This window comes from Nocardia macrotermitis, assembly GCF_009604405.1.
In the GTDB taxonomy this organism is placed as follows: Bacteria; Actinomycetota; Actinomycetes; order Mycobacteriales; family Mycobacteriaceae; genus Nocardia; species Nocardia macrotermitis.
On sequence record NZ_WEGK01000003.1, the window covers coordinates 529,374 to 555,999 of the forward strand.

Annotated in this window: 20 protein-coding genes and 2 pseudogenes; 12 read left to right on the forward strand and 10 right to left on the reverse strand. The window is 66.6% G+C overall.

The genetic code is table 11. The features are described 5' to 3' along the window. Positions 1–5: 5 nt before the first annotated feature. A complete protein-coding gene (locus NRB20_RS09710) occupies positions 6–1,145 on the reverse strand; it encodes a TetR/AcrR family transcriptional regulator (RefSeq protein ID WP_153409602.1) in 1,140 nt (379 codons plus the stop codon). A 317-nt stretch (positions 1,146–1,462) separates the two neighbouring features. On the opposite strand from NRB20_RS09710, the gene NRB20_RS09715 reads away from it, so the two are divergent. Together NRB20_RS09715 and NRB20_RS09720 are read left to right on the forward strand one after the other, a co-directional pair. Continuing rightward, entirely contained in the window at positions 1,463–2,419 is a 957-nt protein-coding gene (locus tag NRB20_RS09715) for a PDR/VanB family oxidoreductase (RefSeq protein ID WP_153409604.1), read from the forward strand. 44 nt (positions 2,420–2,463) lie between these two features. Continuing rightward, a complete protein-coding gene (locus NRB20_RS09720) occupies positions 2,464–3,684 on the forward strand; it encodes a Rieske 2Fe-2S domain-containing protein (RefSeq protein ID WP_153409606.1) in 1,221 nt (406 codons plus the stop codon). A 505-nt stretch (positions 3,685–4,189) separates the two neighbouring features. On the opposite strand, the gene NRB20_RS09725 is transcribed toward NRB20_RS09720, so the two are convergent. The 5 genes from NRB20_RS09725 to NRB20_RS09745 all read right to left on the reverse strand — a co-directional run bounded on the left by NRB20_RS09725 (position 4,190) and on the right by NRB20_RS09745 (position 11,250). Next, positions 4,190–6,646, reverse strand: a complete 2,457-nt coding sequence (locus NRB20_RS09725; protein WP_153409608.1) for a CaiB/BaiF CoA-transferase family protein — start codon at positions 6,644–6,646, stop codon at positions 4,190–4,192. A gap of 37 nt (positions 6,647–6,683) precedes the next feature. Further along, positions 6,684–7,658, reverse strand: coding sequence for an enoyl-CoA hydratase/isomerase family protein (locus NRB20_RS09730; RefSeq protein ID WP_153409610.1), 975 nt, complete (start codon positions 7,656–7,658; stop codon positions 6,684–6,686). A gap of 73 nt (positions 7,659–7,731) precedes the next feature. Beyond that, entirely contained in the window at positions 7,732–8,853 is a 1,122-nt protein-coding gene (locus tag NRB20_RS09735) for a M24 family metallopeptidase (RefSeq protein ID WP_153409612.1), read from the reverse strand. After that, the gene (locus NRB20_RS09740) at positions 8,843–10,075 is read right to left on the reverse strand and encodes a M24 family metallopeptidase (protein ID WP_153409614.1); all 1,233 of its coding nucleotides are present in this window, start codon (positions 10,073–10,075) and stop codon (positions 8,843–8,845) included. Before NRB20_RS09740 ends, NRB20_RS09735 begins: the two co-directional genes overlap by 11 nt. 2 nt (positions 10,076–10,077) lie before the next feature. Further along, the gene (locus NRB20_RS09745) at positions 10,078–11,250 is read right to left on the reverse strand and encodes an amidohydrolase family protein (RefSeq protein ID WP_406603798.1); all 1,173 of its coding nucleotides are present in this window, start codon (positions 11,248–11,250) and stop codon (positions 10,078–10,080) included. 339 nt (positions 11,251–11,589) lie between these two features. Between NRB20_RS09745 and NRB20_RS09750 the strand changes: the two genes are divergently transcribed. Together NRB20_RS09750 and NRB20_RS09755 are read left to right on the forward strand one after the other, a co-directional pair. After that, positions 11,590–12,198, forward strand: a complete 609-nt coding sequence (locus tag NRB20_RS09750) for a TetR/AcrR family transcriptional regulator (RefSeq protein WP_319944681.1) — start codon at positions 11,590–11,592, stop codon at positions 12,196–12,198. 35 nt (positions 12,199–12,233) lie between these two features. After that, a complete protein-coding gene (locus NRB20_RS09755) occupies positions 12,234–12,740 on the forward strand; it encodes a hypothetical protein (RefSeq protein WP_153409618.1) in 507 nt (168 codons plus the stop codon). Between the two features lie 86 nt (positions 12,741–12,826). On the opposite strand, the gene NRB20_RS09760 is transcribed toward NRB20_RS09755, so the two are convergent. Then, entirely contained in the window at positions 12,827–13,072 is a 246-nt protein-coding gene (locus NRB20_RS09760; protein ID WP_194289775.1) for a hypothetical protein, read from the reverse strand. Positions 13,073–13,213: 141 nt separating this feature from the next. On the opposite strand from NRB20_RS09760, the gene NRB20_RS09765 reads away from it, so the two are divergent. Beyond that, positions 13,214–14,350: an RNA-guided endonuclease InsQ/TnpB family protein gene (locus NRB20_RS09765; RefSeq protein ID WP_319944708.1), complete on the forward strand. Its 1,137-nt coding sequence runs from the start codon at positions 13,214–13,216 to the stop codon at positions 14,348–14,350. A gap of 39 nt (positions 14,351–14,389) precedes the next feature. Here NRB20_RS09765 and NRB20_RS09770 read toward each other — a convergent pair. The 3 genes and pseudogenes from NRB20_RS09770 to NRB20_RS09780 all read right to left on the reverse strand — a co-directional run. Then, positions 14,390–15,256: pseudogene (locus NRB20_RS09770) on the reverse strand (FAD binding domain-containing protein); the annotation flags it as partial. After that, positions 15,253–17,592, reverse strand: coding sequence for a xanthine dehydrogenase family protein molybdopterin-binding subunit (locus tag NRB20_RS09775; protein ID WP_153409622.1), 2,340 nt, complete (start codon positions 17,590–17,592; stop codon positions 15,253–15,255). The gene NRB20_RS09775 and the pseudogene NRB20_RS09770, both read right to left, overlap by 4 nt. Beyond that, on the reverse strand, positions 17,589–18,260 hold the full coding sequence (locus tag NRB20_RS09780; RefSeq protein ID WP_319944682.1) for a TetR/AcrR family transcriptional regulator: 672 nt from the start codon (positions 18,258–18,260) through the stop codon (positions 17,589–17,591). Before NRB20_RS09780 ends, NRB20_RS09775 begins: the two co-directional genes overlap by 4 nt. Positions 18,261–18,646: 386 nt before the next feature. Here NRB20_RS09780 and NRB20_RS09785 point away from each other — a divergent pair, with 386 nt between their 5' ends. The 7 genes and pseudogenes from NRB20_RS09785 (at position 18,647) to NRB20_RS09820 (ending at position 26,621) form a co-directional block, all read left to right on the forward strand. Continuing rightward, positions 18,647–19,924 carry a cytochrome P450 gene (locus NRB20_RS09785; RefSeq protein ID WP_153409624.1) on the forward strand — a complete coding sequence of 426 codons (1,278 nt, stop codon included), beginning with the start codon at positions 18,647–18,649 and terminating at the stop codon, positions 19,922–19,924. A gap of 89 nt (positions 19,925–20,013) precedes the next feature. Next, positions 20,014–20,853 (forward strand): mycofactocin-coupled SDR family oxidoreductase, encoded by an 840-nt coding sequence (locus NRB20_RS09790; protein WP_153409626.1) that lies wholly within the window; start codon positions 20,014–20,016, stop codon positions 20,851–20,853. A 365-nt stretch (positions 20,854–21,218) separates the two neighbouring features. Continuing rightward, positions 21,219–22,130 (forward strand): SAM-dependent methyltransferase, encoded by a 912-nt coding sequence (locus tag NRB20_RS09795; RefSeq protein WP_153409628.1) that lies wholly within the window; start codon positions 21,219–21,221, stop codon positions 22,128–22,130. Positions 22,131–22,174: 44 nt separating this feature from the next. Further along, positions 22,175–22,435: an Lrp/AsnC family transcriptional regulator gene (locus NRB20_RS09800; RefSeq protein ID WP_227833343.1), complete on the forward strand. Its 261-nt coding sequence runs from the start codon at positions 22,175–22,177 to the stop codon at positions 22,433–22,435. A gap of 198 nt (positions 22,436–22,633) precedes the next feature. Continuing rightward, positions 22,634–24,769 (forward strand): intein-containing recombinase RecA, encoded by a 2,136-nt coding sequence (recA, locus tag NRB20_RS09805; RefSeq protein ID WP_153409630.1) that lies wholly within the window; start codon positions 22,634–22,636, stop codon positions 24,767–24,769. Positions 24,770–25,141: 372 nt separating this feature from the next. Beyond that, positions 25,142–25,675, forward strand: a pseudogene (gene recX / locus NRB20_RS37975) (recombination regulator RecX); the annotation flags it as partial. 529 nt (positions 25,676–26,204) lie between these two features. Next, complete coding sequence (locus NRB20_RS09820; RefSeq protein WP_194289776.1) at positions 26,205–26,621, forward strand: GNAT family N-acetyltransferase; 417 nt, start codon at positions 26,205–26,207, stop codon at positions 26,619–26,621. Positions 26,622–26,626 lie beyond the last annotated feature (5 nt).

Here is a 26,626-nt window from a genome sequence, read left to right on the forward strand (position 1 = left end):
GAGCTCTAACCCTTGCGTTCCTGCTGACCGGCGATCTCCAGCGACTGTTCCAGGCGTTCCAGCAACGCCGCGAGTCGGCGGCGTTCGGCCGGGACGAGTCCGGCGAGCATCTCGAGTTCGTTGGCGAAATGGTCCTCGATGAGTTGATCGGTGAGGGTCAGTCCGGCGTCGGTCAGTCGCAGGTAGACGATGCGGCGGTCGTGCTCGTCGCGTTCGCGCCGGATCAGTCCTGCCTCCACCAATTTGTCTGCGCGCAAGGTGATTCCGCCGGTGCTGACCAGGCTGGAGGTGGCCAGATCTCCGGCGGTGCGGCGGTAGGGCGCGCCGGTACGGCGCAGTGCGGTCAGGACGTCGAGTGCGGCGAAACTGATGCCGTGCTGTTCGACGATCCGGCTGATCTGGGTCTGATAGCGCAGGAAGCAGCGGTGCAGGCGGCCGAAGACGGACAGGGCCGAGACATCCGTGCCGGGCAACTCCGTCTGCCATTCGCGCAGGATGCGGGTCACCGCACTGGTGTCCGCGGTGTCTTCGCGGGTCGGCATATCCTGCAGCGCGACCGCCAGTACCGCCGCCAGCGCGGGTTCGAGTTGTTCGGTCGGCACGGAGTGGGCGGGTTCGTGCGCGAACAGGTAGCGCTCCATGATCACGCCGAACAGGATGCTGCGCACCAGTCCGGCGGTCGCGTCGGCGGTGGCCGAACCTTCGAGTAGACGCGCCAGCGGGCCGCTGACCTGCTTCTCCAATACCTCGCGCAGCATGGTCGCGCTCGGCGGGTGGGTGAGTGCGGAGCGGATGAGGGCGGGCCAGGGATCGTCGGACGGTAGCCGGTCCCAGCGTTCGAGGTAGGCGTGGGCCAGGGCCTGGGCGAGTCGTTCCGGGCCGTCGTCGGCGTGGGCGAGGACGTCGGTGCCGATGCCCGCGCCGCCGCCGACCACCTCGCGGAAGAGTCCGTCCTTGTTGCCGAAGTACGACATCACCAGTCCCGCGGTCACTCCGGCCTCCGCGGCGATGGCCCGGATGCTCACCGCGTCGTAGCCCTGCGCGGCGAAGAGTCGTCGCGCCGCGGCCAGGACGGCTCCGCGGTTGCGCTCGGGATCATACGCACGCCTGCGTGCTGTCGACCGTTGCTCACTGCGGGAGGTCATGCGATCCACTTTAACGAGTGTTCAAAACTGGGTGGAGTTGTTGAACAGATGTTCAAAACTCTGAGCGCCCATGCTGTGCCGCTGCTGTGCTCTTCGCGGCCGGTACAGGTGGCTCTACATGGTCACATGTTGCAGGCATGTTGCATCTCGGGTCGCACGGAATTTCCTCTTGCTAAAGGAGAAAAGCTCGGGTAATAATCTTAATAGTAAGATATTCTCCGATGTGAGGAACCCGACGGCGGCGCTGCCCAGCCCGGTATGTCGACCGGCCGCACCTCACCGCATCACTCGAACATCACCCCGGAAGACACGATTCGATGAGCGACAGCACTCGAACCCTGCGGGTTCAGCAGAAATCGTGGGAGGCCGAGGGCGTCACCGCCATCACCCTGGTCGATCCCACCGGAGCGGACCTGCCCGGCTGGGAGCCCGGCGCGCACCTCGCCCTGCGTCTCCCCAACGGCATGGTGCGCGAATACTCGCTGTGCTCCGATCCGGACGATCGGCGACGCTGGACCGTCGCGGTCCTGCGCAAGCCGGATTCGCGCGGCGGCAGCAGTCACATCCACGACGCGCTGCCGGTCGGTGCGCTGCTCGAGGTCGACGGCCCGCGCAACGCTTTTGCGCTGGAAGATGCTGCCGCCCAACATATTCTGGTCGCGGGTGGCATCGGGATCACCCCGATCATCGCCATGGTGCGCCGCCTCGAACAGCAGCAGCGCGCGTGGCATCTGCTCTACACCGGACGTTCCCGCTCGACCATGGCGTTCCTCGACGAGATCGCGGGGCTGCCCGCCGACCGGGTCACCGTGCACGCCGACGACGAGGCCGACGGCCGCTACCCGGATATCGCGGGACTGCTCGCGGAGCTGCCGCCGACCGGCCTGGTCTACTGCTGCGGCCCCGAACCCCTGATGGATGCGTGCGGCGCGGCACTGGCCGATCCGAGCCGGTTGCGACTCGAACGCTTCAAAGCGCCCGAACCGGTGGCCCGCACGACCCCCGACGACGAGTTCGACGTGGTGATCTCCTCGACCGGACAGCGCGTGCGCGTCGACGCCGCGACCTCGGTCCTGGACGCGCTGACCGACGCCGGAATCCCGCTGGCCTCCTCGTGCACCGAGGGGATCTGCGGCACCTGCGAGGTCGCGGTCGTCAAGGGCGATCTCGATCATCGCGATTTCGTGCTCAGCTCCGCCGAGCAGGAGAGCGGGACCACCATGCTGCCGTGCGTATCCCGTTGTCGCTCAGCCGAACTCGTTCTGGATCTGTAGGACGCCGACTTTCGTTCAGCCCCCTCCGACGATAAGGAGCCACCGTGCTCAAAACCGCTGACAACGCGCAGATCTCACAGGTCGGGCCCGGCACCCCGATGGGAACCTATCTGCGGAAATTCTGGATGCCGGTAGCCCGCAGCGCGGCGGTGCGCGCGGGCGCGGATCCGGTGCGCGCCAAGGCATTGGGTGTGCCGATGGTGATCTACCGGCTCGCCGACGGCTCGCTCGGCTGCCTGGACGAGCAGTGCCCGCACCGCCGTGCCTCACTGGCCCTCGGGTTCAACTCCGGCACCAGCCTGACCTGCATCTATCACGGCTGGGAGTTCGGCAGCGGCGGTCGCTGCGTCGCGGTGCCGACCGAACCCGAACAGCGGCGGGACCGATTCCGGGAGATTCTGCCGGTCAATGCGCATCCGGTGCGGGAAGCGGCCGGAATGATCTGGGTGTATCTGGGCGACGGCGACGAACCACCGTTCCCCGACATGGATTTCATGGGTTTGGACGAGACGCAGTGTCAGGCCGTGGTCGGGGTGACCCGGTGCGGTTGGGTCCAGTGCCTGGAAGGTCTGGTCGACACCGCGCATCTGGGTCAACTGCACAAGACCCAGTTCCCCGGCCAGGATCAGGTGGCCTACGAGGCCGCGCCCTCGATCATCGTCCGGGACCGCCCCTACGGCATGCGCATCTACGCGGATCGCCCGCGTCCGGGCGGCGGCCACTACTACCGGGTCACCGAATACATCGCGCCGTTCTGGTGTTTCGTCCCGCAGAACGACGAGCGCGCGGCCTTCTGCATCGTCCCGATCGACGACACCCACTGCATGCAGTGGGTCATCTGGTACAACAAGGAGGACCCGCTCGACCCGACCATGCCGCTGGGCCGCCACGTCGCCCCCCTGACCCGCAACCCCGACGACTTCACCGCCGACATGCGCGGCAAGGACCGCTGGGGCCAGGACCGCGACACCCTCGGCCGCGACCACTTCTCCGGCCTGAACAACCTGTTCTTCGAGGACCTCGCGGTCCAGGAGAGCCAGGGCGCGATCATGGACCGCGAGAACGAACACCTCGGCTCCAGCGACGTGGGCGTCGTCCGGCTACGCAAGATCCTGCGCGACGCCGCGACCAAGGCCGTCGCGGAACCTGCCGTCATCTTCAACCACCCCGGCGAGAACGACCTGAAATCGATCCGCGGCGCCGCCTTCGAAAGCGAAGGCGACAACCCGGAAGAAGCACTCGCGGTCGCCGGACGCGCGGTGTGAGATCGGTGATGGGCTCCGAAAACCTCAGTGCCGCGGCAACTTACGCCACCGACGTCACGGTCGCGGAATACGATTCGATCCAGCTCCCCGAAATCGGCTGGATCGGAATTCAACAATTCCGCCGAGATCCGCAGGGCGCGTTCTCCGTATCGGGACTCGACGCCGAGGGCCGCTGGGTAGAGAACATCCCATTGCCACACGGAGTTCGGTTCCGCGTGCGGTGAGCCGATGGCGGCGCATCGTCTCGCGGTGAGCTTGTCCGGTCCCGAGCGGATTCCGGGTGAGGGAAGTACGACTACGAGGTTGGGCGTGATCTCGTTGCAGGGCTCACCGCCCGGAGGCCGGTGGATTCGCGCGACCGTATGCCTTCTCGCCTCGGTAGCCGATGCGTCGCTCAGGCTTTCGCCGCTGCCGAAGCAGGAATCGCTGACCCGCACACCGCCAGTTTCGGGGTCGTCGCCGCAGTGATTGTGGTGGTGTGGATTTCGGCTTGCTGGCACGGTGGTCAGTCGTTCTTCACGGGTGTGCGGATGACGGCGGGGGAGCCGCCGATGATGCCTTCGGACTCGAGTTCGTCGATCTCGGCGGCGGTGAGGCCCAGTGCCGCAAGTACTTCGGTGGTGTGTTGGCCGAGTAGCGGTGCCGGGGTGCGGTGGTATCGGTCGGGGCCGGCGGAGAAGCGGATGGGGATGGTGCTGTGGCGGGCGGTGTGGGCGATGGGGTGGGGGACCGGTTCGAAGAAGTCGCGGGTGGTGAGCTGGGGGATTTCGGGCTGGCGGTGGGGTTGCATGACCTTGGCGACGGGAACGCCTGCGTCCCAGAGGATTCGGACGATCTCATCGCTGTCGCGGGCGGCGCACCACTCGGTGAGGTGGGTGTCGATCGTGTCGTGTTCGCGGCGTCGGCCGGTGGCCGTGGACAGGTCGGGGGATCGGGCCCAGAGAGGGTCGCCGAGCGCCTTGGTCAGGGACCGCCACTGGTCGTCGGTGGTGACGGCGAGGGCGATCCAGCAGTCCTGGTTGCCGAATTCGTCTGTGCCCGAGGCTTTGTAGAGGTTCTGGGGGGCGGCTTCGGGGCCGCGGTTGCCGTCGCGCTGTAGCAGAGCGCCGTAGGCGGAGTGTTCGATGACCTGTTCGGCGGCGACGTTGAGGGCGGCGTCGACCATGGCGGCCTCGATCAGCATGCCGTTGCCGGTGCGGCGGCGGTGTTCCAGCGCGAGCAACAGGGCGTTGAGGGCATGCACACCGGCGTTGGGGTCGCCGATCGAGTAGGGCTCCAAGGGATTTCGGTCCGGGTGGCCGGTGAGCCAGGTCAGGCCGGAGGTGTCCTCGATGACGTACGCGAAGGCCGGATTGTCGCGCCACGGCCCGTCCAGCCCGAAGCCGGGCATCCGAACCATGATCGTATCCGGTCGAAGCCGTTGCACCGCAGGGTAATCCAGGCCGATCTGATCGAGCACCCGCGGCGTGTAGTTCTCCACGATGACATCGCAGGTCGCGGCCAGACGCGAGAGCAGCTCACGCCCACGCTCGGAACGGAAGTCCAGGGTGATGCTCTTCTTGTTGGTGTTCAGCCCGGAGAAGATCGGCGAGTACTCCCACCATTGTTCCTGTGTCGCAGGCACTCCCGCGATCAGGCGGGTGCCGTCGGGGCGGCTCGCGGACTCGACGTGGATGACCTCCGCGCCCAGCATGGCCAGATAGTGGGTGCAGCACGGGCCCGCCCAGTAGGTGGTCAGGTCCAGCACCCGAAGTTCCTGGAACGGAAGGGGATTCAATGCCGCCGCCGGGCGCGTGTCATGCCGTTCGGGACGCGCGGCGCGATATCGAGCGGTGTGCTCACCCAGCCGGGGCGCGGGCAACGGCTCGCTCAACCAGTTCGGGTCCGGACGATACGGCGGACGCGGCTGCGCGAACCCGTCGCGCGGATTCACCGTGAAACTCTCCCGGGCGAGGTGATGATCCATCGCGGTGGCATTGGCCCCGTTGACCACCGGCCCGTTCGGAATCCTGAAGGCGGAGGCCAGATCCCGGATCACCTCGGTCGGCTGCTCGGCCAGCCAGGCGAAGATCTCCGGCGCGTTCTTCCCGGCCCGCTCGGTGATCGACAGGTCGGTGTCCTCGTCGATCCACTCCGGATGCCCGACCATCGCACACAGATCGAACCACTGCTGCGAGGTGCCGCACCCCAGCGCGACCATCCCGTCGGCGGCACTCGCCACACCCGGCACACTCAACCGCCGCTGGGTGCGGAACGGCCGGTCCAGGGCCTCGTAGAACGACACCGGAAAATAGGTGAGCCCGAGAATCTGCGTCTCCAGCACGGACAGATCGACCAGCTCGCCGGTCCCGGATCCCAGCGTGCGTAACCGCGAGGTCATGGTGGCCGCCGAAGCGTATGCCCCCGCGAACCATTCGCCGACGCGCCCGCCGATATACACCGGGGCCTGTTCGGGCGCACCGCGCCCCAGCCCGACGATCCCCCCAGACCACGCCTGCAACGTGAATTCCGTTGCCGCACGGTCACTCCATGGCCCTTCGAGCCCGAACGGCGTGATCGCGGTGACCACCAGATGCCGATGCGCACGCCGGATCGCGGACACGCTCAACCGCGGATGTTCGGTCAGCCGCGAACCTCGCGACCACACCACGACGTCGGCCGAATCCAGCAGCGTGTCAACCAGATCCAGATCCTCGGTGCGATCCGGATCCGCCAGCACACTTTCTTTACCACCGGCCAGGAATCCGAACAGCGCACCGTCGCAACCGCTTTCGATCACGGCACCGGACGCCGACCAGGATCGCAGCGAATCCCCCTCGGGCGCTTCGACCTTGATGACCCGCGCGCCGCCGTCACGCAACATGCGCGTGCAGTATCCGCCCGCGATCCCACTGGACAGATCGATCACCACGCACCCGCGCAGCGGTGGTTCCGCGGCACGGGTGGTCTGCCTGGATGACATTCTCGCTCACCGACTTTCGCCACGCACCCGGGTGCGGCTACACCTTCTTGTTCCGGCCCGACCTGCTCAGCCGGAAGTCCGGCGGGAACTGCGCGTCGTTGTCCTTCACCGAATTGTTCAGGCCCTTGTCGAAGGCGTCGTCCAGCATGAGCTCGTCGTCATCGGCGCGAATATGCCCGCCCATCGACTCGAAGAACCCGCTCAGCAGGCTGCCCATGTACTCGCCCTGATGCTGCTTCATCACCTCGAAGAACACCTTCTGCATGAAGACGGTGTCGGTGGGGCGATTACGCGAGCAGGCCAGCGCGTACTTCTCGGTCTCGGCCTCGAGCTCGTCGCGGGGGACCACCTTGTTCAGGAAATTGCACTCGTACATCTCCTGCGCGGTGAAGGCGCGTCCGGTGAACACCATCTCCTGAAAACGCCTGAGCCCCATGGTCTGTGCCCACGTCCACATGCGCGGGCCCCACCCGTAGTAGCGGAAGGAGGGATGCCCGAACAGCGCGTCGTCGGAGGAGATCACCAGATCCGCGTCCGCGGCCTGATAGAAGTGCCAGCCGTAGCAGTAGCCCTTGGTCTCCACGATGCTGATCTTCTTGAATTCCTGGAGACTGCGGCAGCCCGCCGAGGCGTTGGCGTACCACTGGCTGATGGTCGCGCCGTGCCGGAAGGAGTCCTGCGGCGGATAACGCACCTCGTCCTCGCCGATCCGGTACTCGGCCAGCCGCCGCTTCTGCGACGGATCCTTCTGGATGTCCATGAATTCCGGCAGATCCGCGCCGGTGCCGAAGTCGTCGCCCGCACCCCGCACGACGAGCACCTTCACCTCGTCGTCCACGCTGGCCCGGTGCAGCAGATCCGCGTAACGTAGTCGCGCGGCGACGGTGGGCGCGTTGAGCTGATCGGGCCGGTCGAAGGTGATCGTCGCGATCCTGGTCTTCGTGTCCTTCTCGTAGCGGATGATCTCCTCCGCGGAGGGCTGATCGTTCGAGGGCTGTTCGGATTCGGACATGCTCGCCTTCTTCGCTGAAAATAAGTGGGGGACAGCAGATCCGGAGCCTGCGATGTGGCGGGCTCCGGACCTCTCAGTGCTCCCAGTGGGGTGCGGAGGTGAGCACCTCGCAACCGTCGTCGGTGATCAACACCGCGTCCCGGCCGAACACCGCGCCGACACCGGACTCCCAGACATAACCGGTGACCGACAGCACCATGCCCGGCTCGAGCAGTTCGGCCTCGGCCGTGGCCCGCAGCTGCGGTGAGACCACGGGTGAATCGAAGCCCATGCCCAGACCGCGCGCGACCGGCATCGCGGGCAACGGCTCACCCGCGAGTTCGTAGGCGGCGAGTAACCCCGCGGCCTTCGACCCCGGATGGCAAGCCTCGAATAGCCTGTCCTGCAATGCATCCCAGCGCCGATACAACTTCCGGGCACCGTCACCGACCGCCCCGACCGGATACGTCCGGCCGACCTCACCGATGTACCCGTCGCCGAGCACCCCGGCCGAGAACGCCACCAGATCACCCTCGTGCGCGCGCCGATCCGCGCCCGCGTGCCGCCACGGGTGCTCCTTGGAGGTCACCCACACCGAATCCTGTGAGGCCGGAGTGCTGATCCCGGCCGCGGTCATCGCCTCGAGCATCGCGCCGATCAGCACCTGTTCGCTACTGCCGGAAGCGAGTTGGGCCACGGTCGCGGCCAGACCCTCCTCGGCGACCCGCAGCGCGCCGCGCAATACCGCGATCTCCTCGGCGGTCTTGATGCGCCGCGCCGTGCGCATCGCCAGCTCGCCGTCGACCAGTTCGGCATTCGGGAACGCCAGCGGCAGCAGCTTCGCGAAATTCGGGGAGAGCGCGTCGGTGCCTACCCGCACCGCGGTCGCCGCACCGGGGATATCCCGAAGTGCCGCAATGGTATTCATCGGATTCCACATCATCCCGTACAGGTGATCGTGCGGAATGTCCTCCGGCACACCCTCGTCCCAGGTGCTCAGCAGGTGGACCGCGCCGGTCTCCCGCACCACCGTGGCCACCGGTCCGAACGGACGGGTTCCGGCGACCCACAGCTGGGGCGCACCCGCGACGTAGCGGGCGTTGGCCTGTCGGCCGAGCACCAGAACGTCCAGATCATGGGCTTTCATCTGTGCCAGTGCGCGATCGCGCCGCCCATGCCGCAGGGCGCGATCGTCCGGCATCACCTCAGTGCGCATAGGGCGCGTACGGGTAGTCGGTCAGGGCGATCGAGCCCTCTTCGGTGATCACGATGATCTCCTCGCTTCGGTAGCCGCCGGTGCCGTCCTCCCAGACGACCGGCTCCAGAACCAGCACCATGTTCGGTTCGAAGATGAAGTTCTCGTCGAACTCCGCGCCCAGATCCGTTCCGATCATGGGTGTTTCGGCCGCGCTCACCCCGATCCCGTGACCGAGGTAGAAATGCGGCAGCCAGGGTTTGACCCCATCGTTGGCGGCCGTGGCCGCGCGCGCCAGATCCGCGGCGCTCGCCCCGGCCTTCGCGACGTCCAGTACCGCGCTCAGGATCTCGTGCCAGCGCTGGAACTGCTTGTGCTGCCGGGCATTCGGCTCCGCGCCCACGGTCCAGGTGCGGCCGAAATCCGAGCAGTAGCCGCCGTAGGTGATGCTGACATCGGTCCACAGCACATCACCGGCGGCGAGTTCGCGTTCGGTGGTGAGCAGCGGCAGCGCCAGATCACCGTGCGTGGTCCACACGCCCTCGGCCTTGGTGTCGGGCATGACCTGCCAGATCGCGTCCAGCATGGTCGCGCTCGCGCCCAGTTCGAAGGCCCGGCGCACGAAACGCGCGGACAGATCGATCTGGCGGCGTCCGGGCGCGAGCGCCGCCTGCACGTCGACCATGGCCTGATCGGTGATCCGGGCCGCGGTGCGGATGCAGGAGATCTCGTCGGGTGTCTTGATCAGTTTGGCCGGGCCGACGACCAGGGCGGCGTCGGTCGGCGCGGTCCCCGGGAACAGATCCGAGCGCGCCCGCAGCATCGCCCCGGTGTACTCGTCGATCGCGACGGCCGAACCGGCGGGAATCAGATCCGCGAGAATCTTCGCGAATTCCGTTACGCCCTCGTCGAATTCGAGGTAGAGCGGGCCGTGCAGGTGATCCGCGGGCAGTTCGGTCTCGGCCGACGCGCCCTCCCGGAACGGCAGGAACAGATGCGGCCACGGATCACCCGCGACCACGACCGCGACCGGTCGCTCGACGTGCGACAGGCCCGCGTCGTTGAGCGGCCAGTTGGCCCCGGTGGCGTAGACGACATTGCTGTTGTTCAGCAGGACCAGCGCGTCGACACCCTGCTTGGCCATGGACGAGCGCAGCCGCGCGCCGGTCTCGCGGCGCATGCGCGCCCGGTCGGGTACCTCGGGGATGACGAGTGCCGGCGTGCCGGTGGTGGAGGAGGTCATGGTCACAGGCCCAGGAATTCGGTGATGTTGCCGCTGACGATCTTCGCCGCGTCCTGCGGTCCGACCGCCTCGACCACCCCGGCCAGCGATTTCTCCGAATAACCCCAGGTGCTCTCGTTGTGCGGGTAGTCCGAGGACCACATCACCCGATCGCGCCCGATGTGATCGATCAGCGACAGCCCCAGCGGATCCACCATGAACGACGCGCGCATGTGGTTGTCCCAGTAGTGCCGCACCTCGTGCTCGATCGGCCGGTTGTACATGTGCTGATACGAGGCGTTCATGTGCTCGGCGTCCTGGATGGCCGAGGGCACCCAGTTGATGCCGCCCTCGAACCATCCGATGTTCAGGCCGGGATGGCGGTCGATGATGCCGCTGAACACGTACTTGGAGAACAACTCCCGGAACGGCGCGACATTGTGCATCATGCCGACCACCACACTGTTCACCTCACACGGCGCGGACAGCGGGGATTCGCCGATGTGATGTGAGACCGGCACCCCGGACTCCTCGATCGCGTCCCACACCGGGATCATCGCGGTGCTGCCGTAGTCGATGACCTTGCCCTCGTCGTCCTTACCGGCCGAGAGTGGCAGCAGGAATGTCTTGAGCCCCAACGACTTCAGCTCGTCGAGCGTGCGGCGCGCACCGGCCGGATCCCACCAGTTGATCAGCCCGACGCCGTAGAAGCTGCCGCCCGAACGCTCCTGGAGCCCCGCGATGTACTCGTTGTACACCCGGAACGCCAGCTCGCGGACCTCCTTGTCGGGATAGAACAGCAAGGCCAGCAACGCATTCGGGAAGGCGAGTTCCTTGGCGATGCCGTCCGCGCGCAGATCCGCGGCGCGCGCGTCGAAGTTGGCGCTGCCCGAGCCGTCCAGCGGGTCGTACTGCATCAGCACACTGCTGAAATCCCCTGGCAGGAAGGACTTTCCCTTGCGCCCGATCTGGAATGCGCCGTCCTCGTACCAGATTCGCGGCGCGCGGTCCCTCATGTTCTCCGGGAACCGCTCGTAGAAGATGTCGTCGGCCAGGGAGATGTGGTTGTCGGCCGAGAAGACCTCGGTGCCCGCGGGCAGACCCACCGAGCCCTTGGCGTGGCCGCGACGATCCTTCGGCGGCCCGAATCCGCCGGGCGGGTACAACGAAGCGCTACTGGTGGGAACCGACATCATCACCCTCCAAGGGAGTTCTCGTTTCGCGGGATCGGCGCCTGGTCGATGGCGGTGCGGGCTCGTCCGGGTGGAGTCCGGTGGGCCGGGCGGGGCCTGGGTGCCCGCGTGGCTCCCCGGCGCTGCGCCCGGAGACCGTGAATCCCGATGGGAATGAAGTTATCACATGAGGAGAGGCTCATACACCAACCTTGGCCGAATTTGCCCCTATTAGGGCAGTTCAACCTGCGAGAATGGGATTATCGTCAGTACCCATCGACGGTTGCCGGCTTGAGACCCTTGTCACAGCACCCCCAACCAACCTACTGTGTGTTCACTAGGTTCGATCGAAGAGAGCTTCTCGTGACTGATCCTCGTCCCTACGCCTCGTTGCGCGCCAAAGGCGAAGACCGCCGCCAGCGCATCCTGGCGGTCGCTCAGCGACTGCTCACCCGGAATGGTTGGCGCAGTACGACTTTGGCGCAGATCGCCGGTGAGGCCGGGGTGAGTCCGGCCGGACTGCTGCATCACTTCCAGTCCAAGGACCAACTCCTGCACGCGGTTCTGGACGCCCGCGACGCCGACGACGCCTCGGATACCGACCTGAGCGGTGATCTGATCGTCGAGATCGGCAAGGTCGCCGACCGCATGGAACGTTCACCGGACCTCGTGGGCACCTTCGTGGTGCTGCTCGTGGAGAATCTGGTGCCCGAGGCCCCACTGCACGACCGCATGCTCGACCGATGGAAAGTGGCGGTCGGCATCGTCGCCGACATCATCCGGCGCAATCAGGAGGCCGGACGGTATCGGGCCGACCTCGATCCCGACATCCGAGCTATGGAAATCGTCGCTTTCATCAATGGAATGGAGATGTCATGGCTGCTAGATCACTCGATCCCGCTGCCCGAGGTGTTCGCCGAGTACACGAGATCGCTGGCGCGCGATCTGGCTCCCGTCGATCCCGTGAACTGACCGACGCCGAAGAGTCCGGCGACCAGCGCGGCACCATGCGGTACCGGCTCGACGTCGTCGCGACCAGCGTCGCGGATGTCGTCGAACACGCCGGGGGCTGGCTGTTCGACCGTTCGATCGCGGGCTGGGAGGTCACCGTCCTGGTGGCCGACAACTCGGACCCGCGACCGCTGCGCATCCTCGGCGCGGACTCGATCGCCCTCGAGGACGTGCTCGCCTCGCGCGGGCAGGGGCGTCGGCCGCACGCGCTGGCGGTGGCTTGCGATGTGTGCCAAGGGGATCCGCGCGCGCGACGCGGTCTGCTCAAGGCGCTGGGCGACGGCGGCATCGAGGTCGTGGTCTGGGGTGAGGGCTGGCCGACCGCGCCGGAGGACCGGGTCGATCCGGTGCTGCACCGGTTGAGTGTGGCCGCGCAGGCGTTCAAGGCGCAGGCGTTGACCGCGGCCGCGCGGCCGGTGAGTGCGGTCGGGACCACCGAGGTGTTCCGCAGCGGGCTGTCGGATATCCCGCCGGTCGGCGCGGATCTCAGTCCGGTCGGCTGAACAGGGGTTCGCCGACAGCCGTGCCGCGTCCGGGATCAGGACGCGGCGGATCGGCGTTGATATCGATCAGTGTCGAAACCTACTGCTCAGTCCCACAGGCCCGCGCAGGGTAGGGAGGGTAGATCCGGGCGGACGTTGTCGTCCACGATCACTGTGATCCCGGCGTTCGTGCGTAGTTCCGCGACGATATCCGCGATCTGTTCGGCACCGGCCTGGTAGTCCGCCGTGACCGCACCGGCCTCGATCCGGATGTGCCTGATGCGGCGGGGCGGCGTCTGCACCGCCGTACCGCCGAGGGGCCCTCGATGCGTGACGCCGTCGTCACGTGACAACACGTTCTTCCTCCGGGGATTGATACGGCCTCAATCGGCCGAACGAACCGTCGAACTTGTACCTGCGGTGGCTACGAAAAGGTGAGGCATCAGAGTTGCTACGACAGCATCTTTCGATAGTATGTTCGAGTGGATGAGGTGGTGCGGTATACCTACCGGTTGCGGCCCGGACGTAGCGCTGCGGCTGCGCTGCTGGCCGAGTGGGGTCGCTGCCGCTGGTTGTGGAACGAGGCTGTGCATCAGCAGAAGTCCGGGCAGAAACCAACGTTCGTGCGGCTCGGGAAGCTGCTCACCGAGGCGCGGGCGAGATTGCCGTGGTTGAGGGCGGGTTCTCAGGTCGCTCAACAGCAGATGCTTCGTGATTACGCCAAAGCATTGGACCGCTCGTTCAAGGTGACCAGGTGCGGTCGTCCAAAGGTGAAGTCCCGCAAGACTTCCTTGCCGTCGTTGGAATACACGGCGCGCGGGTTCTCGATCCGTGATGGCCGTTTGGTGTTGCCGAAGGGCGTCACGATCCCAGTGGTGTGGTCGCGGGAACTGCCGTCGCTGCCTACCTCGGTTCGCGTCTACCGTGACAGCCTCGGCCACTGGTATGCGTCGTTCGTCATCCGTCGGGAAGTCGAGTTCCATCCGCCCGGTCAGGGGAGTATCGGTATCGATTGGGGTGTGTCTACCACGGCGACGACCACCGATCCTCGCTTCGATCTGCCTTATCTCGGGCATCGGAAGCGGTGCGCCGCCGAGTTGGCGAAAGCGCAACGCAAGATGGCGCGGCGCCGACGGAAGGGGGGACCGCAGTCCAGGGGCTACCGTGAGGCGCAGCGGCAAACTGCCCGGCTGGCGAGAAAAGCTACCAGGCAGACCGTCCATGATTCCCAGGTCTGGGCCACACGACTTGTCCGTACTCATGACCTGATCGCTGTCGAGGATTTCGAACCGGCGTTCCTGGCGAAGTCCACGATGGCTCGCAAGGCGGCCGATGCCGCGATCGGTGCGGCGAAACGGGTGTTGATCGAGCGTGCTACGCGAGGCGGACGGACGGTGGTGTTGGTCCGGCCCGCCTATACGACCATGACGTGTAGTTCTTGTTTCGCGAGAGCCAAGCGACTTGAACTGCACGAGAGGGACTTCCGGTGCGAGGTTTGCGGTTTCGCGGACAGTCGGGACCGGAACGCTGCCAGAGTGATTCTGGCCGTGGCAGAACGGGGCCACGTTGGTGTCGAGGATGTAAGACAGTCGGCTCACCTCCTCCGGGGGCGTGGTTCGGTTGCGGTCTGAGCCGGAAATCCCCCGCCACAAGGTGAGGGAACCGTTAATGCTCGCCTCCTGCACGGCGCGTCGCCAGGCCCGCGCCACCATGGTCGCGCCCACCCGGCGGCGGTATGCGGCCGAACCGTGCACGTCGGCGGGGATCGCGGTCAGTTCCGCCGTCGCGCTCGCGCCGATGTCCCGCGCCGCGACCTCGGCGACCGGCCGCCCGAGGAGTTCAGCCTCGGTGGCGCGGGCCCGGACCGGGGTCGGGGCCAGGCCGAACAAACCGATGGCGCAGTGCGAGATTCGGGAGTCCGCGTCGAGCTGGACCGCCAGGGTCGTGCCCGCCATCGCGAAATCACCGGTGCGGCGGGCGAATTCCTCGATGGCGAAGCCGGATCGGCCGTGCCGCACCGGGAATCGGATCGCGGTGACGATCTCGTCCGGTTCCAGTGCGGTACCCCACATGCCGGTGAAGAAGTCGGCGGCCGGGATCGTGCGGTGACCGCGCGGTGACAGGGCCTCGATATCCGCGTCCAGAGTCGTTGCGACAGCGGGATATTCGCCCGCGGCGTCGGCGTGGGCGATCGCGCCGCCGATGGTGCCGCGATTGCGGATCTGGAAGTGCCCGATCAGCGGGGTCGCCCGCGACAGCAGCGGCGCCGCCAGCCGCACCTCGGGGGACGCGCCGACCGCCGCATGCGTGGTCCCCGCGCCGATCCGCACCGAATCCGGGCCGACCTCGATGCCGCGGAGTTCGGCCGGACGCCGCAGATCCACCAGATGATCGAAGACCGCCAGCCGCAGCGCGAGCATCGGCACCAGGCTCTGCCCGCCCGCGATGATCTTGGCCTCCTCGCCCAGCTCGGCCAGCAGGGCGACGGCCTCCGCGGCGGTGGCGGGCGAATGATAGTCGAAGGCAGCGGGTTTCATCGCTCCGTCTCCCGGGCCCGGTCGAGCAACTCGACGATCCGGCTGGGGGACAGCGGCAGCTCGCGGATCTCGATCCCGAACGGCGAGAGCGCGTCGACGACCGCGTTGAGTACCGCCGGGGCCGAACCGATCGCACCGCCCTCGCCGACGCCCTTGAAACTGCCCGGCCCCGGACTCGGCGTCGTCACGTGCCCGATCTCGATCGTGGGCACCTCGGTCGCGGTCGGCAGCAGATAGTCCAGGAAGGTGGTGGCGATCGGATTGCCGTCCTCGTCGTAGGGCAGATGTTCGTACAGCGCGCCGCCGATGCCCTGCACGGTGCCGCCGTAGATCTGCCCCTCCACGACATTGGGATTGATCATCGGGCCGCAGTCCTCGCTGACGATGTAGCGCAGCAGCGTCACCTCGCCGGTCTCGATATCGACCTCGCAGGTGCACACGTGCGTCGCATTGGCCCAGATCGCGATCTGCGGAGTCTTGTACCGCCCGCTGGCCTCGAGCCCCGGCGTGACGCCCTCGGGCAGCGAATCCGCTTGGAAATAGGCGATATCGGCGATGTCGCGCAGGCTCAGGCCGCTGTCCGGATTGCCGCGCACAGTGGCCCGGCTGTCGGCGAGATCGATCTCCTCGGGGGTGGTGTGCAACCGCTGCGCGGCGATCGCGCGGATCTTCGCGCGCAGCACCGCCGCGGTCTGTTCGATCGCGCCCGCGGTCATCGACCCCGAGCGGCTGCCGCCGGTGCCGCCGCCGAACGGGGTGATCGCGGTGTCGCCCTGGATGGTTCGCACATCGGCCAACCTCGCGCCCAGGGCCTCGGCGGTGAGTTGGACGACGGTGGTCTCCAGGCTGTTGCCGGCCGAACCGCCCGCCACGTAGACGTTGACCTTGCCGGTCGGCTCGATCCGGATGGTCGCGCCCTCGGTGGCCAGGAACGGGGTGGCGCCGGTGGTCGGCTCCACATAGGTGCAGGTCCCGACGCCGAGATAGCGGCCCTGGGCGCGGGCGTTGCGCTGATCCGCGCGGAAACCCTCGTAGTCCAGCATCTCGACGGCCTGCTCGAGCGTTTCGAGCGGGGAGATGTTGTCGTAGGTCATCCCGTTCGGGTTCGCCCACGGTAATTCGTCGCGGCGCAACATGTTTCGCCGCCGCAGTTCGATCGGATCGATGCCGATCCGGCGCGCCGCGTGATCCAGCAGCACCTCGCGCGCGACCGATTCGAACTGCCACGGCCCTCGATAGGCCACGCGGCCAACGGTATTGGAGTACCGGAACTTCGCGCTGAACGAGGTCTCGGTGACCCGATACGGTCCCGGGAACAGGATGCCGACCGGAATGCCGCCGATGATCGGCGAGGGCGTCGGATACGCCCCGACGTTCTGCACATGCGCGATGGACGCGGCCAGAATCCGGCCCTCGGCGTCGAAAGCCATTGCGGCCTCGGCATGTTCGTGCCGGGACATGCCCGAGGCCATCAGATTCTCCTGGCGGTCCTCGATCCACTTCACCGCCCGGCCCAGATCCCGCGCGGCCAGCAGTACACAGGTCTCCTCGCGCAGCGGCAGCTGTTTGAGCCCGAAGCCGCCGCCGGTGTCGCGGGCGATCACCCGGACCTGGTGTTCGTCCGCGCCGATCAGTCGCGCGCAGAAGGCGCGGACCTCGTGCGGGGACTGGGTGGAGATCCACACCGTCATCTCCGCGGTCGGCGCGGACCACTCGGCGATCAGACCGCGCGTCTCCATCGGGACCGGCAGATATGCCTGCTGAAAGATGTGCTGGCGCACCACATGTGCGGCCGCATCGAAGATCGGCTGCAGGTCGCCGGCGGGCCGCCCGCCCATCTCCCCGGCGGAATTGCCCGCGAATCCGGCGTGCACCAGATTCGGCGAGTCGGCGGCGGTGACGTAGTCGACCACCGGGTCCAGCGGGTCGTAGTCGATGATCACCAACTCGGCGGCGTCCTCGGCGATGTACCGATCCGTGGCCAGCACCAGGGCGACCGGATCGCCGACGAACCGCACCTCCTCCTCGGCCAGCGGCGGGCGCGGCACCGGCGGCATACCGGCCATGTCCAGGTCGTAGGAGATCTCGCGCGCGATGGGATTGAGCTCCGCGGCGGTGTAGACGGCCAGCACGCCGTCGAGTTCGCGGGCCTCGGAGACGTCGATCTCGCCGATGCGGGCGCGGGCGAGCGGACTGCGCACGAAACAGGCGTGCACCAGGCCCGGGCGGGTGACGTCGTCGACGAAGGTGCCCGCGCCGGTGACCAGGCGGGCGTCCTCGAGGCGCGGCACGCGCGCACCGACGACCCCGGTGGTGGCGGTCCGCGCGCCGGTCATCGCTGGGCTCGATCGTCCCGGTGGACGAAGCCGCGGGCACAGAAATCCCACGCCTCGTCGGCGCTGATCGGCTGCTGGCCCTCGTCGCCGGACGTCGCGGCGGCCTGCGCGATGAACATCAGCGTCTGCATGAGCATGGCCGCGATCCGGCGCGGGGCGACCTCCGAACGCAGCTGCCCGGCCTCGCAGGCCGCTTCCATCAGCTCGGTGAACAGCGTGAGCATCGGCTCGTGCGCGGTCTTCACGTGACCGGGATGCGAGATCAGCAGCTGCGGCGCGAAATCGGTGAACAGCGGCCGCGCGGTGTCCGGATCGGGGCGGCACAGCTCGAACAGCAGCACCGCGGCGGTGCGCAACTTGTCCAGCGGCTGGGTGCGGCCGTCGGCCGCGGCGCGCAGCTGATCGGCGGTGCGGGCCAGCGCGTCCTCGAACAGGGCCAGCAGCAGTTCGTGTTTGCCGTCGAACTGCATGTAGAAGCTGCGCAGCGACTGCCGGGAGCGGTCGACGACCTCCTGCACGGTGAAGTCGGTCGTGCCCTTCTCGGTGATGATCACCTGGGCGGCGTCCAGGAACCGCTGCACCCGCTGTTCGGCGCGCAGTTTGGCGGTGTGCAGGGAGCGTTCGACGGCTCGCTGCTTCCAGGCTGGTTTCTCGCTAGGGCTGGTCACCGCTGCCTCGTTCCCCGGTCATCTGGTGAGAACATGGATGTACTATATAGGAGAATGAGATGTTATTCTGGTGATTATGGGATTCTCATTCCATCTGACAAGTAACTTGCTCGCCAGTTGGGAGAATCTCATTCTCTGATGCGTCATACGTGAGCCGCGGGGAGTGTCGGTGCGGCTCGGTGTGAGTGTTCGCGGTGGTCGCGCTCGGTGGTTCCCGGTGGTGTCGTCCATGTGCCACGGTGGCGGCGGGATTTGCCGCTTCCCGGTGATTCTGCTGCTGTGAGCCGTCTCGCGGGGCGGATTCGACCCGATGAGAACCTCATTCACGCTATTGGGTAACTGTGTTACCATCCGTATGTTGCCCAGCTCACTCAGGAGATCTCCGGATGGTTGATTTCGATTCGGTCGATTACTTCACCGACCCGTCGCTAGTACCCGACCCGCACCCGTACTTCGATCACATGCGGGCCAAATGCCCGGTGTCGCAGGAGTCGCATCACGGTGTGTACGCGGTCACCGGATACGAGGAGGCGGCCGAGGTGTTCAAGGATCCCGACCTGTTCTCCTCGGTGATCTCGGTGGGCGGGCCGTTCCCGCCGCTGCCCTTCGAGATCGAGGGCGATGACATCGGCGCGCTCATCGAACAGCACCGCGCCGGGATGCCCATGTCCGAGCACATGGTCACGATGGATCCGCCGGAGCACACCTACGCGCGTTCGCTGCTGAACCGCCTGCTCACCCCGGCGCGGTTGAAGGAGAACGAGGACTTCATGTGGCGGCTGGCCGACCGCCAGCTGGACGAGTTCGTGAGTAACGGCAGCTGCGAGTTCCTCACCGAGTACTCCAAACCCTTTGCGCTGCTTGTTGTCGCCGATGTGCTGGGTGTTCCGGAGGAGGACCACCAGCAGTTCCGCGTCGTGCTCGGCGCCGAGCGTCCGGGCACCCGGGTCGGTTCGCTGGACGACGACATCGTCGTCGGCAACCCGCTCGAATGGCTGGACGAGAAGTTCAGCGCCTACATCAGCGACCGCCGTGAGAACCCGCGCGACGACGTGCTGACCCAGCTGGCGCAGGCCAAGTACCCGGACGGGTCCACCCCCGAGGTGATCGACGTCGTGCGGTCCGCGACCTTCCTGTTCGGCGCCGGACAGGAGACCACGGCCAAGATGCTCGGCTCCGCGCTGCGGATCCTGGGCGAGCGTCCCGACATCCAGGACGCGCTGCGCGCGGATCGCAGCAGGATCCCGGTCTTCATCGAGGAATCGCTGCGGATGGACGCGCCGGTCAAGAGCGGCTTCCGGCTGGCGAAGCGGGCCACGACGGTCGGCGGCGTCGAACTGCCGGTCGGATCCAAGGTCATGGTCTGCCCCGGTGCGGCGAACCGGGACCCGCGGCGGTTCGAAAACCCGCACGAATTCCGGTTGGACCGCAAGAACTTCCGTGAGCACATGGCGTTCGGGCGCGGTAACCACACCTGCCCCGGGTCGCCGCTGGCGCGGGCCGAGGGGCGGATCTCGCTCGAGCGGATCCTGGATCGGATGCTCGACATCCGGATCGACGCGGAACATCATGGGCCCGAAGGGGATCGGCACTTCGACTACGAGCCGACCTACATCCTGCGCGGATTGTCCAACCTGCACATCAACTTCACGCCGAATCCCTGAGCCCGAACCCCGGACGCACGGATTCCCTTGTACATCAAGCCTTTCCACGGGGAAGGCGACTTTCGACAGCACAACGAATCGAGGAAGAAATGACCGGACGGGTCGAAGGCAAGGTCGCCTTCATCACGGGTGCGGCACGCGGTCAGGGCCGCAGCCACGCGGTGCGGCTGGCGCAGGAGGGCGCGGACATCATCGCGATCGACGTCTGCAAGCCGGTGAGCGGTAGCGACGCCATCGCGGCGTCCACACCGGCCGATCTGGCCGAAACCGCCGACCTGGTCAAGGGTTTGGGCCGCCGCATCGTCACCGCCGAGGTCGACGTGCGGGACTTCGACGGGCTGAAGGCCGCGGTCGACATCGGTGTCGAACAGCTGGGCCGGCTGGACATCATCGTGGCCAACGCCGGTATCGGCAACGGCGGCGAGACGCTGGACAAGACCAGCGAGCAGGACTGGGACACCATGATCGGGATCAACCTCTCGGGTGTCTGGAAGACCGCGAAAGCCGGTATCCCGCACATCCTTTCGGGTGGTCAGGGCGGTTCGATCGTGCTGACCAGCTCGGTCGGCGGCCTCAAGGCGTACCCGAACACCGGCCACTACATCGCCGCCAAACACGGCGTCGTCGGCCTGATGCGCGCGTTCGCGGTCGAACTCGGTCAGCACTCCATCCGCGTCAACTCGGTGCACCCCACCAACGTGAACACCCCCATGTTCATGAACGACGCCACCATGAAGTTGTTCCGCCCCGACCTGGAGAACCCCACCAAGGAGGACTTCGCCCCGGTCGCGCAGTTCATGCACGTCCTGCCGGTCGGCTGGGTCGAGCCCGTGGACATCAGCAACGCGGTGCTGTTCCTGGCCTCGGACGAGTCCCGTTTCATCACCGGGCTCCCGATGACGGTGGACGCGGGCAGCACGCTGAAGTAGGTCTTCCTCGAAACCCGTTGTCCGCGTGGATGAATTCTGTTCTCCACGCGGGCAGCGGGTTTCGTCGTTCGGTCGGTGGCCGGTGGCGTTGTTGGCTACGTGGGCAACGGGTTTCGATGTCCCGTCGACTGCTGGTGAATGTCTGGAGTGTGCTTGTTCACGCACGCAACAGGTTTCGGTGGGTGCGGATATCGCGGGTGATTCGGCGGAGTGGTCTTCCGGTATGCGATGTGGGCTGCACGAATCGGTTGCGTGGTGGCCGTTCGTGGCGGAAACGCGCGGTGGCCCGTCGGTGGTGGAGGAAAATCGCCGACAGGGCCGTGGTGGCTGCTGATTTCGGTGGGTCGCCGATAGCGTGATCGACCATGCGAAGTGATATGGACGACTGGGATATCACCACCAGCGTGGGGTCCACGGCGCTGTTCGTGGCGGCCGCGCGGACTCTTGCCGGGCGGGAGGACGATCCGCTCGTGGTCGATCCGCTGGCCGAGTTGTTCCTGCGGGCCGCGGGTGGGGAATGGGCGTTGCTGGCCGACCCCGATCCCGAACTCACCCGCGATCACATTCTTCGGTCGGCGGACTTCGGGACGTCGTTTCGTGCCCATATCGCCGGGCGGACAAGGTATCTCGACGATTATCTGAAGGCTGCGCGGGAAGCGGGCATCGGGCAGGTCGTGATTCTGGCGGCGGGGCTGGACGCCCGCGCCTACCGGCTGGACTGCCTGGAAGGCGCGGTGGTCTACGAACTCGATCGCCCGCAGGTGCTGGACTTCAAACGCGAGACGTTGGCCGCGGCCGGTGTCGAACCGCTGGCCGATCGTCGCGAGGTCGCGGTGGATCTGCGGGAGGAGTGGCTGAATGCCCTGCGGGACAAGGGATTCGATCCTTCGATGCCGACCGCCTGGCTGGTGGAGGGGCTGCTGATCTACATCACTCCCGAGGCGCAGGACCAGCTGTTCGGCACCCTCGATTCGGCCAGTGCGGCGGGCAGTCGCGCCGCCATCGAGCAGATGACGCCGCTGCCTCGGGAGACCTACACCGAACTGGCCGCGGCCGATCAGGACGGTGACGAGGCCAAGAGCGATTGGGCGCGGCTGATCTACAACGAGCCGAGATCCGATGCGGCACAGTGGTTCTCCGAGCGTGGCTGGGATGCCGAGCGCACCGGCCTGGCGGAGTATCTGCGGGCCGCGGGGCGGACGCTTCCGGCGACCGAGGAGGGAACGGGGCACGTCGGCGCGCCGCTGGTCAACCTGGTGACCGTCGTGCGTCGGTGACGGTCCTCGCCGGTCTCGCGGTGTGAACGATATCGATCGAGCGGATGGGGTACGGGGTGCGCGCGTCGCTGTGGATCCGGACCCGGCCGGCCGATCTGCACGCGGTGGGCACCGCCGTCGCGGCCTTCCCCGAGACGGCGTTCGCCGCCGCGACCACGGGCGCGACCAATCTGGTCGCCTCGATCGTGTGCCGGGACACCGCGCATCTGTACCGGTACGTCACCGAGCGGCTGGGTTCGCTCGACGGCATCAGCGACGTCGAGGTCACCCCTCGCTGCGGGTGTTCAAGCAGGCCCAGGCGCTGATGGGCGCGGACCGGATCGCGGTGGCGCCGCCGGAGCGCAGGGGCTGAAACGGGCCGGGGCCTGCGGTTCGAGGGCGGTTGCCAGCGTGTCGCTTGCCTCGAACACGTGTTCGTCTAAGCTGGTCGACGGAACTTGTCGGTGCCGCCCTCTACTGTGGGCGCCAACCACACAACGAACCCGTGAGAAGGGGAACAGACGATGGCACCACAGGCCTACGATCGCGACAAGGCACTCGAACTCGCCCTGGCTCAGGTGGAGAAGAGCTTCGGCAAGGGCGCGGTGATGCGCCTCGGCGAAGAGGCGCACCAGCCCATCTCGGTCATCCCGACCGGATCGATCTCGCTGGACGTGGCCCTCGGGCTGGGTGGCCTGCCGCGCGGTCGCATCGTCGAGATCTACGGTCCGGAATCCTCCGGTAAGACCACGCTCGCCATGCACGCGATCGCCAACGCCCAGGCCAACGGCGGTGTCGCGGCCATGATCGACGCTGAGCACGCGATGGATCCGGAGTACGCCCGCAAGCTCGGCGTGGATACCGACGCCCTGCTGGTCTCCCAGCCCGACACCGGTGAGCAGGCGCTCGAAATCGCCGACATGCTGGTGCGTTCCGGCGCGCTGGACATCATCGTCATCGACTCGGTGGCCGCCCTGGTGCCCCGCGCCGAGATCGAGGGCGAGATGGGTGACAGCCACGTCGGTCTGCAGGCCCGCCTGATGAGCCAGGCCCTGCGCAAGATGACCAGTGCGCTCAACAACTCCGGCACCACCGCCATCTTCATCAACCAGCTGCGCGAGAAGATCGGCGTCATGTTCGGGTGTTTCAATTACAGCACTCGTGTGCAGCTGGCAGACGGCACCACCGAGAAAATCGGAAAGATCGTCAATCAAAAGATGGACGTCGAGGTGTTGTCGTACGACCCTGACACGAATCAGATTGTTCCTCGGCGCGTGGTGAATTGGTTCGACAATGGCCCTGCGGACCATTTCCTGCAGTTCACTGTGGAGAAGTCGACCGGCAACGGTCGTGCTCAGTTCGCCGCGACTCCGAATCATCTCATCCGAACCCCTGGAGGCTGGAGCGAAGCGGGGGAGATCATCGCTGGTGATCGCGTTATGTCGACAGAGACGCACCGACTCGGTGAACAACAGTTCCAGGTTGTGCTGGGATCGTTGATGGGCGACGGTAACCTTTCGCCGAATCGGCACGATCGTAACGGTGTTCGCTTCCGGATGGGGCATGGCGCAAAGCAGCACGAATACCTGGACTGGAAGGTTTCGCTGCTGGGTAATATCGAGCGTTCGGAACGGATAAATGCCAAAGGCGCCAAGTTCGCCGACTTCACCCCGTTGCCGGAACTCGGTGAGTTGCAGCGTGCGGTTTACATGGGGGACGGAAAGAAGTTCCTTTCCGAGGAATACCTGAAGGCTCTCACACCGCTGGCCCTGGCTGTCTGGTACATGGATGATGGCTCATTCACCGTGCGCTCCAAGGGATTGCAGGAACGGACTGCTGGTGGTAGCGGTCGCATCGAAATCTGTGTCGAGGCTATGGGAGAGGGGTCGCGCTATCGGTTGCGTGACTATCTGCGTGACACCTACAATTTGGATGTGCGGTTGCGGACAGCAGGCGCAGCGCAGGTTGCGGTGCTCGTGTTCTCGACGCAGTCGAGTGTAAAATTTCAGGAGCTGGTAGCGCCTTATATGGCCCCGTCGATGGAATACAAACTGCTGCCCAGGTTCCGCGGTCTGGGCAACGTTGTTCCTGAGTTCTCCGAGCCGGTAGAAAAGTTGGTGCCTGCCCGAGTGCTCGATGTTCATGTTAAGCCGGAGACTCGGTCTATGCACCGGTTCGATATCGAGGTAGAGGGTAATCACAATTACTTCGTAGACGGTGTGATGGTGCACAACTCCCCCGAGACCACCACCGGTGGTAAGGCGCTGAAGTTCTACGCCTCGGTGCGTCTGGACATCCGCCGCATCGAAACCCTCAAGGACGGCACCGACGCGGTGGGCAACCGCACCCGCGTCAAGGTCGTCAAGAACAAGGTGGCCCCGCCGTTCAAGCAGGCCGAGTTCGACATCCTCTACGGTGTGGGCATCTCCAAGGAGGGCTCGATCATCGATATGGGTGTCGAGCACGGCTTCATCCGCAAGTCCGGCTCCTGGTACACCTACGAGGGCGATCAGCTCGGCCAGGGCAAGGAGAACGCGCGCAAGTTCCTGCTGGAGAACACCGACGTGCGCAACGAGATCGAGAAGAAGATCAAGGAGAAGCTCGGCATCGGTGCCGACGTCACCGCAGACGCGGGTGCCGAGGCACCCGTCGACTTCTAACCGATGCCGCACCGGGAACCGCCGGGGTCCGGGCCTGCCCGCGACCCCGGCGCGACTCGGCTCGAAGCGGTGGAGCGCCTCCGCCGCCAACTCGAACAACTGGAGTCCGGCGGTCGAGCGCGCCCCGACGATTTCGACGATTCCGTTCGCCCGCAACGCCGTTCGATCCGTCGGAAGCCTCCCGGAGAGGGCGGCGGCCTGTGGCGGTCCGACGGTGGTCCGATCGAGTCGGACGCTGCGGAACGTCCTCCGGGCGGCTCTCACACCGCTGACGCTGGCGACTCCGCACCCCGCGCCCGACCCGAATCGCGCCCCGCCACCCCTGAATTCCGCGGCGGCCCAGAGTCCGATGGGTATGCGGGGGATTCCGGGCGGCGTTTCCGGCGCGGTGGGCGGCGGCAAGGTACGGGCGTTGCGGGGGAGCGGGCGGGTGGGACCGAGGGGCAGGCCAAGGATCTGTGTTTGCGGTTGCTGACGGATCGGGCTCGTAGCCGGGCCGAGCTGGCGGACAAGTTGGCGGAGAAGGGGTTTGCGTCCGCGGTCGTCGAGCGGGTGTTGGATCGGCTGGCCGAGGTCGGGCTGATCGATGATGCGGCGTTCGCCGAGCAGTGGGTGCATTCCCGGCACACATACTCCGGCAAGGGCAAGAAGGTGCTCGCTCAGGAACTGCGCCGCAAAGGTATCGCCCCCGACGTGGCGGCCCCCGCCCTGGAATCCATCAGCACCGACGACGAACACACCCGCGCCACCGACCTGGTCCACCGCAAACTCCGCACCCTCCCCGCAGATCTGGACCGCGACAAGGCAACCAGCCGCCTCGTAGGCATGCTGGCCCGCAAAGGTTACGACCCATCCACCGCCTACGCGGTGGTGAAAGCAGCCGTCGCCGAGGCCGACCTCCCGACCCCGCCCCGCCCCGAACGCCCGGGCTCGACCCTGCGCCGCCCCGAACCACCGGCTCGTACCACGTTGGACGACAACACCACCCGCGCCATGCCGTTCGGTCGCCGCACTACCGACAATGACCATTCGGCCGACCGGGACGCTCGGCGTCACCGTGCTGCTCGATCCGAGCGCGATGCTCAACTCGACCGTGATGCCCGGCGTGACCATGACGCCTGGCACGACGATGACATCCGGCACGATCGTGATGATGCCGCAGACAGTCGCACCTCTGTCGCAGACGCTTTCGCCGACACTCACGCCGCCTCCGATACCGACCCCGACGATGCCGCCATCACCCTGATCCACCGCAAACTCCGCACCAGCGCCCGAAACCTGGACCGCGACAAGCTGATCCGCCGCCTGGTAGGCATGCTCGCCCGCCGCGGCTACAACCAATCCCGAGCCTATGCCCTCGTCAAAGCCGAACTCGCTGTCGCCGACCTCGACTGATCCACCCCGAATCATTCGCGCCGACCCCACCGACCCCACCGTGGCCGAACTCCTGTACACCGCGATCGGCGGCGACCCCTCCCGACTCACCGCCGCCCGCGAGAACTACCGAACCAACTGCGCCACAGTACTTCTCGCCCTGATCGCGCACGCCCACCCGATCGGCATAGCGGGATACGAACTGAACCACACCACAATCACCCTCCGGCACATAGCCACCGCCGCCCAACATCGCCGCACCGGCACAGCCCGCCACCTACTGACCGAAATCCGTTCCCGCCACCCGAATTCGGACCTGACAGCCGAAACAGACGCCGATTCCCTCCCCTTCTATCTGGCCATCGGCTTCACCGCCACCTCACTCGGGGAGAAGTACCCCGGCACCGAACGCTTCCGAGTCCACCTACCCGGCCTCCAGCCCAACGACTCACCTCCGCCGCCCTCGCGTGAGCCATGAGCCCG

Bases quoted from the DNA above. Each gene is read 5' to 3' on its own strand.
- NRB20_RS09800 (WP_227833343.1), top strand. From the start codon at position 22,175: ATGGGGTACGGGGTGCGCGCGTCGCTGTGGATCCGGACCCGGCCGGCC.
- NRB20_RS09730 (WP_153409610.1), bottom strand. From the start codon at position 7,658: ATGTCCGAATCCGAACAGCCCTCGAACGATCAGCCCTCCGCGGAGGAG.
- NRB20_RS09785 (WP_153409624.1), top strand. From the start codon at position 18,647: ATGGTTGATTTCGATTCGGTCGATTACTTCACCGACCCGTCGCTAGTA.
- NRB20_RS09725 (WP_153409608.1), bottom strand. From the start codon at position 6,646: ATGTCATCCAGGCAGACCACCCGTGCCGCGGAACCACCGCTGCGCGGG.
- NRB20_RS09715 (WP_153409604.1), top strand. From the start codon at position 1,463: ATGAGCGACAGCACTCGAACCCTGCGGGTTCAGCAGAAATCGTGGGAG.
- NRB20_RS09775 (WP_153409622.1), bottom strand. From the start codon at position 17,592: ATGACCGGCGCGCGGACCGCCACCACCGGGGTCGTCGGTGCGCGCGTG.
- NRB20_RS09740 (WP_153409614.1), bottom strand. From the start codon at position 10,075: ATGACCTCCTCCACCACCGGCACGCCGGCACTCGTCATCCCCGAGGTA.
- NRB20_RS09745 (WP_406603798.1), bottom strand. From the start codon at position 11,250: ATGATGTCGGTTCCCACCAGTAGCGCTTCGTTGTACCCGCCCGGCGGA.
- recA (WP_153409630.1), top strand. From the start codon at position 22,634: ATGGCACCACAGGCCTACGATCGCGACAAGGCACTCGAACTCGCCCTG.
- NRB20_RS09795 (WP_153409628.1), top strand. From the start codon at position 21,219: ATGCGAAGTGATATGGACGACTGGGATATCACCACCAGCGTGGGGTCC.
- NRB20_RS09755 (WP_153409618.1), top strand. From the start codon at position 12,234: ATGCGGTACCGGCTCGACGTCGTCGCGACCAGCGTCGCGGATGTCGTC.
- NRB20_RS09735 (WP_153409612.1), bottom strand. From the start codon at position 8,853: ATGCGCACTGAGGTGATGCCGGACGATCGCGCCCTGCGGCATGGGCGG.
- NRB20_RS09710 (WP_153409602.1), bottom strand. From the start codon at position 1,145: ATGACCTCCCGCAGTGAGCAACGGTCGACAGCACGCAGGCGTGCGTAT.
- NRB20_RS09790 (WP_153409626.1), top strand. From the start codon at position 20,014: ATGACCGGACGGGTCGAAGGCAAGGTCGCCTTCATCACGGGTGCGGCA.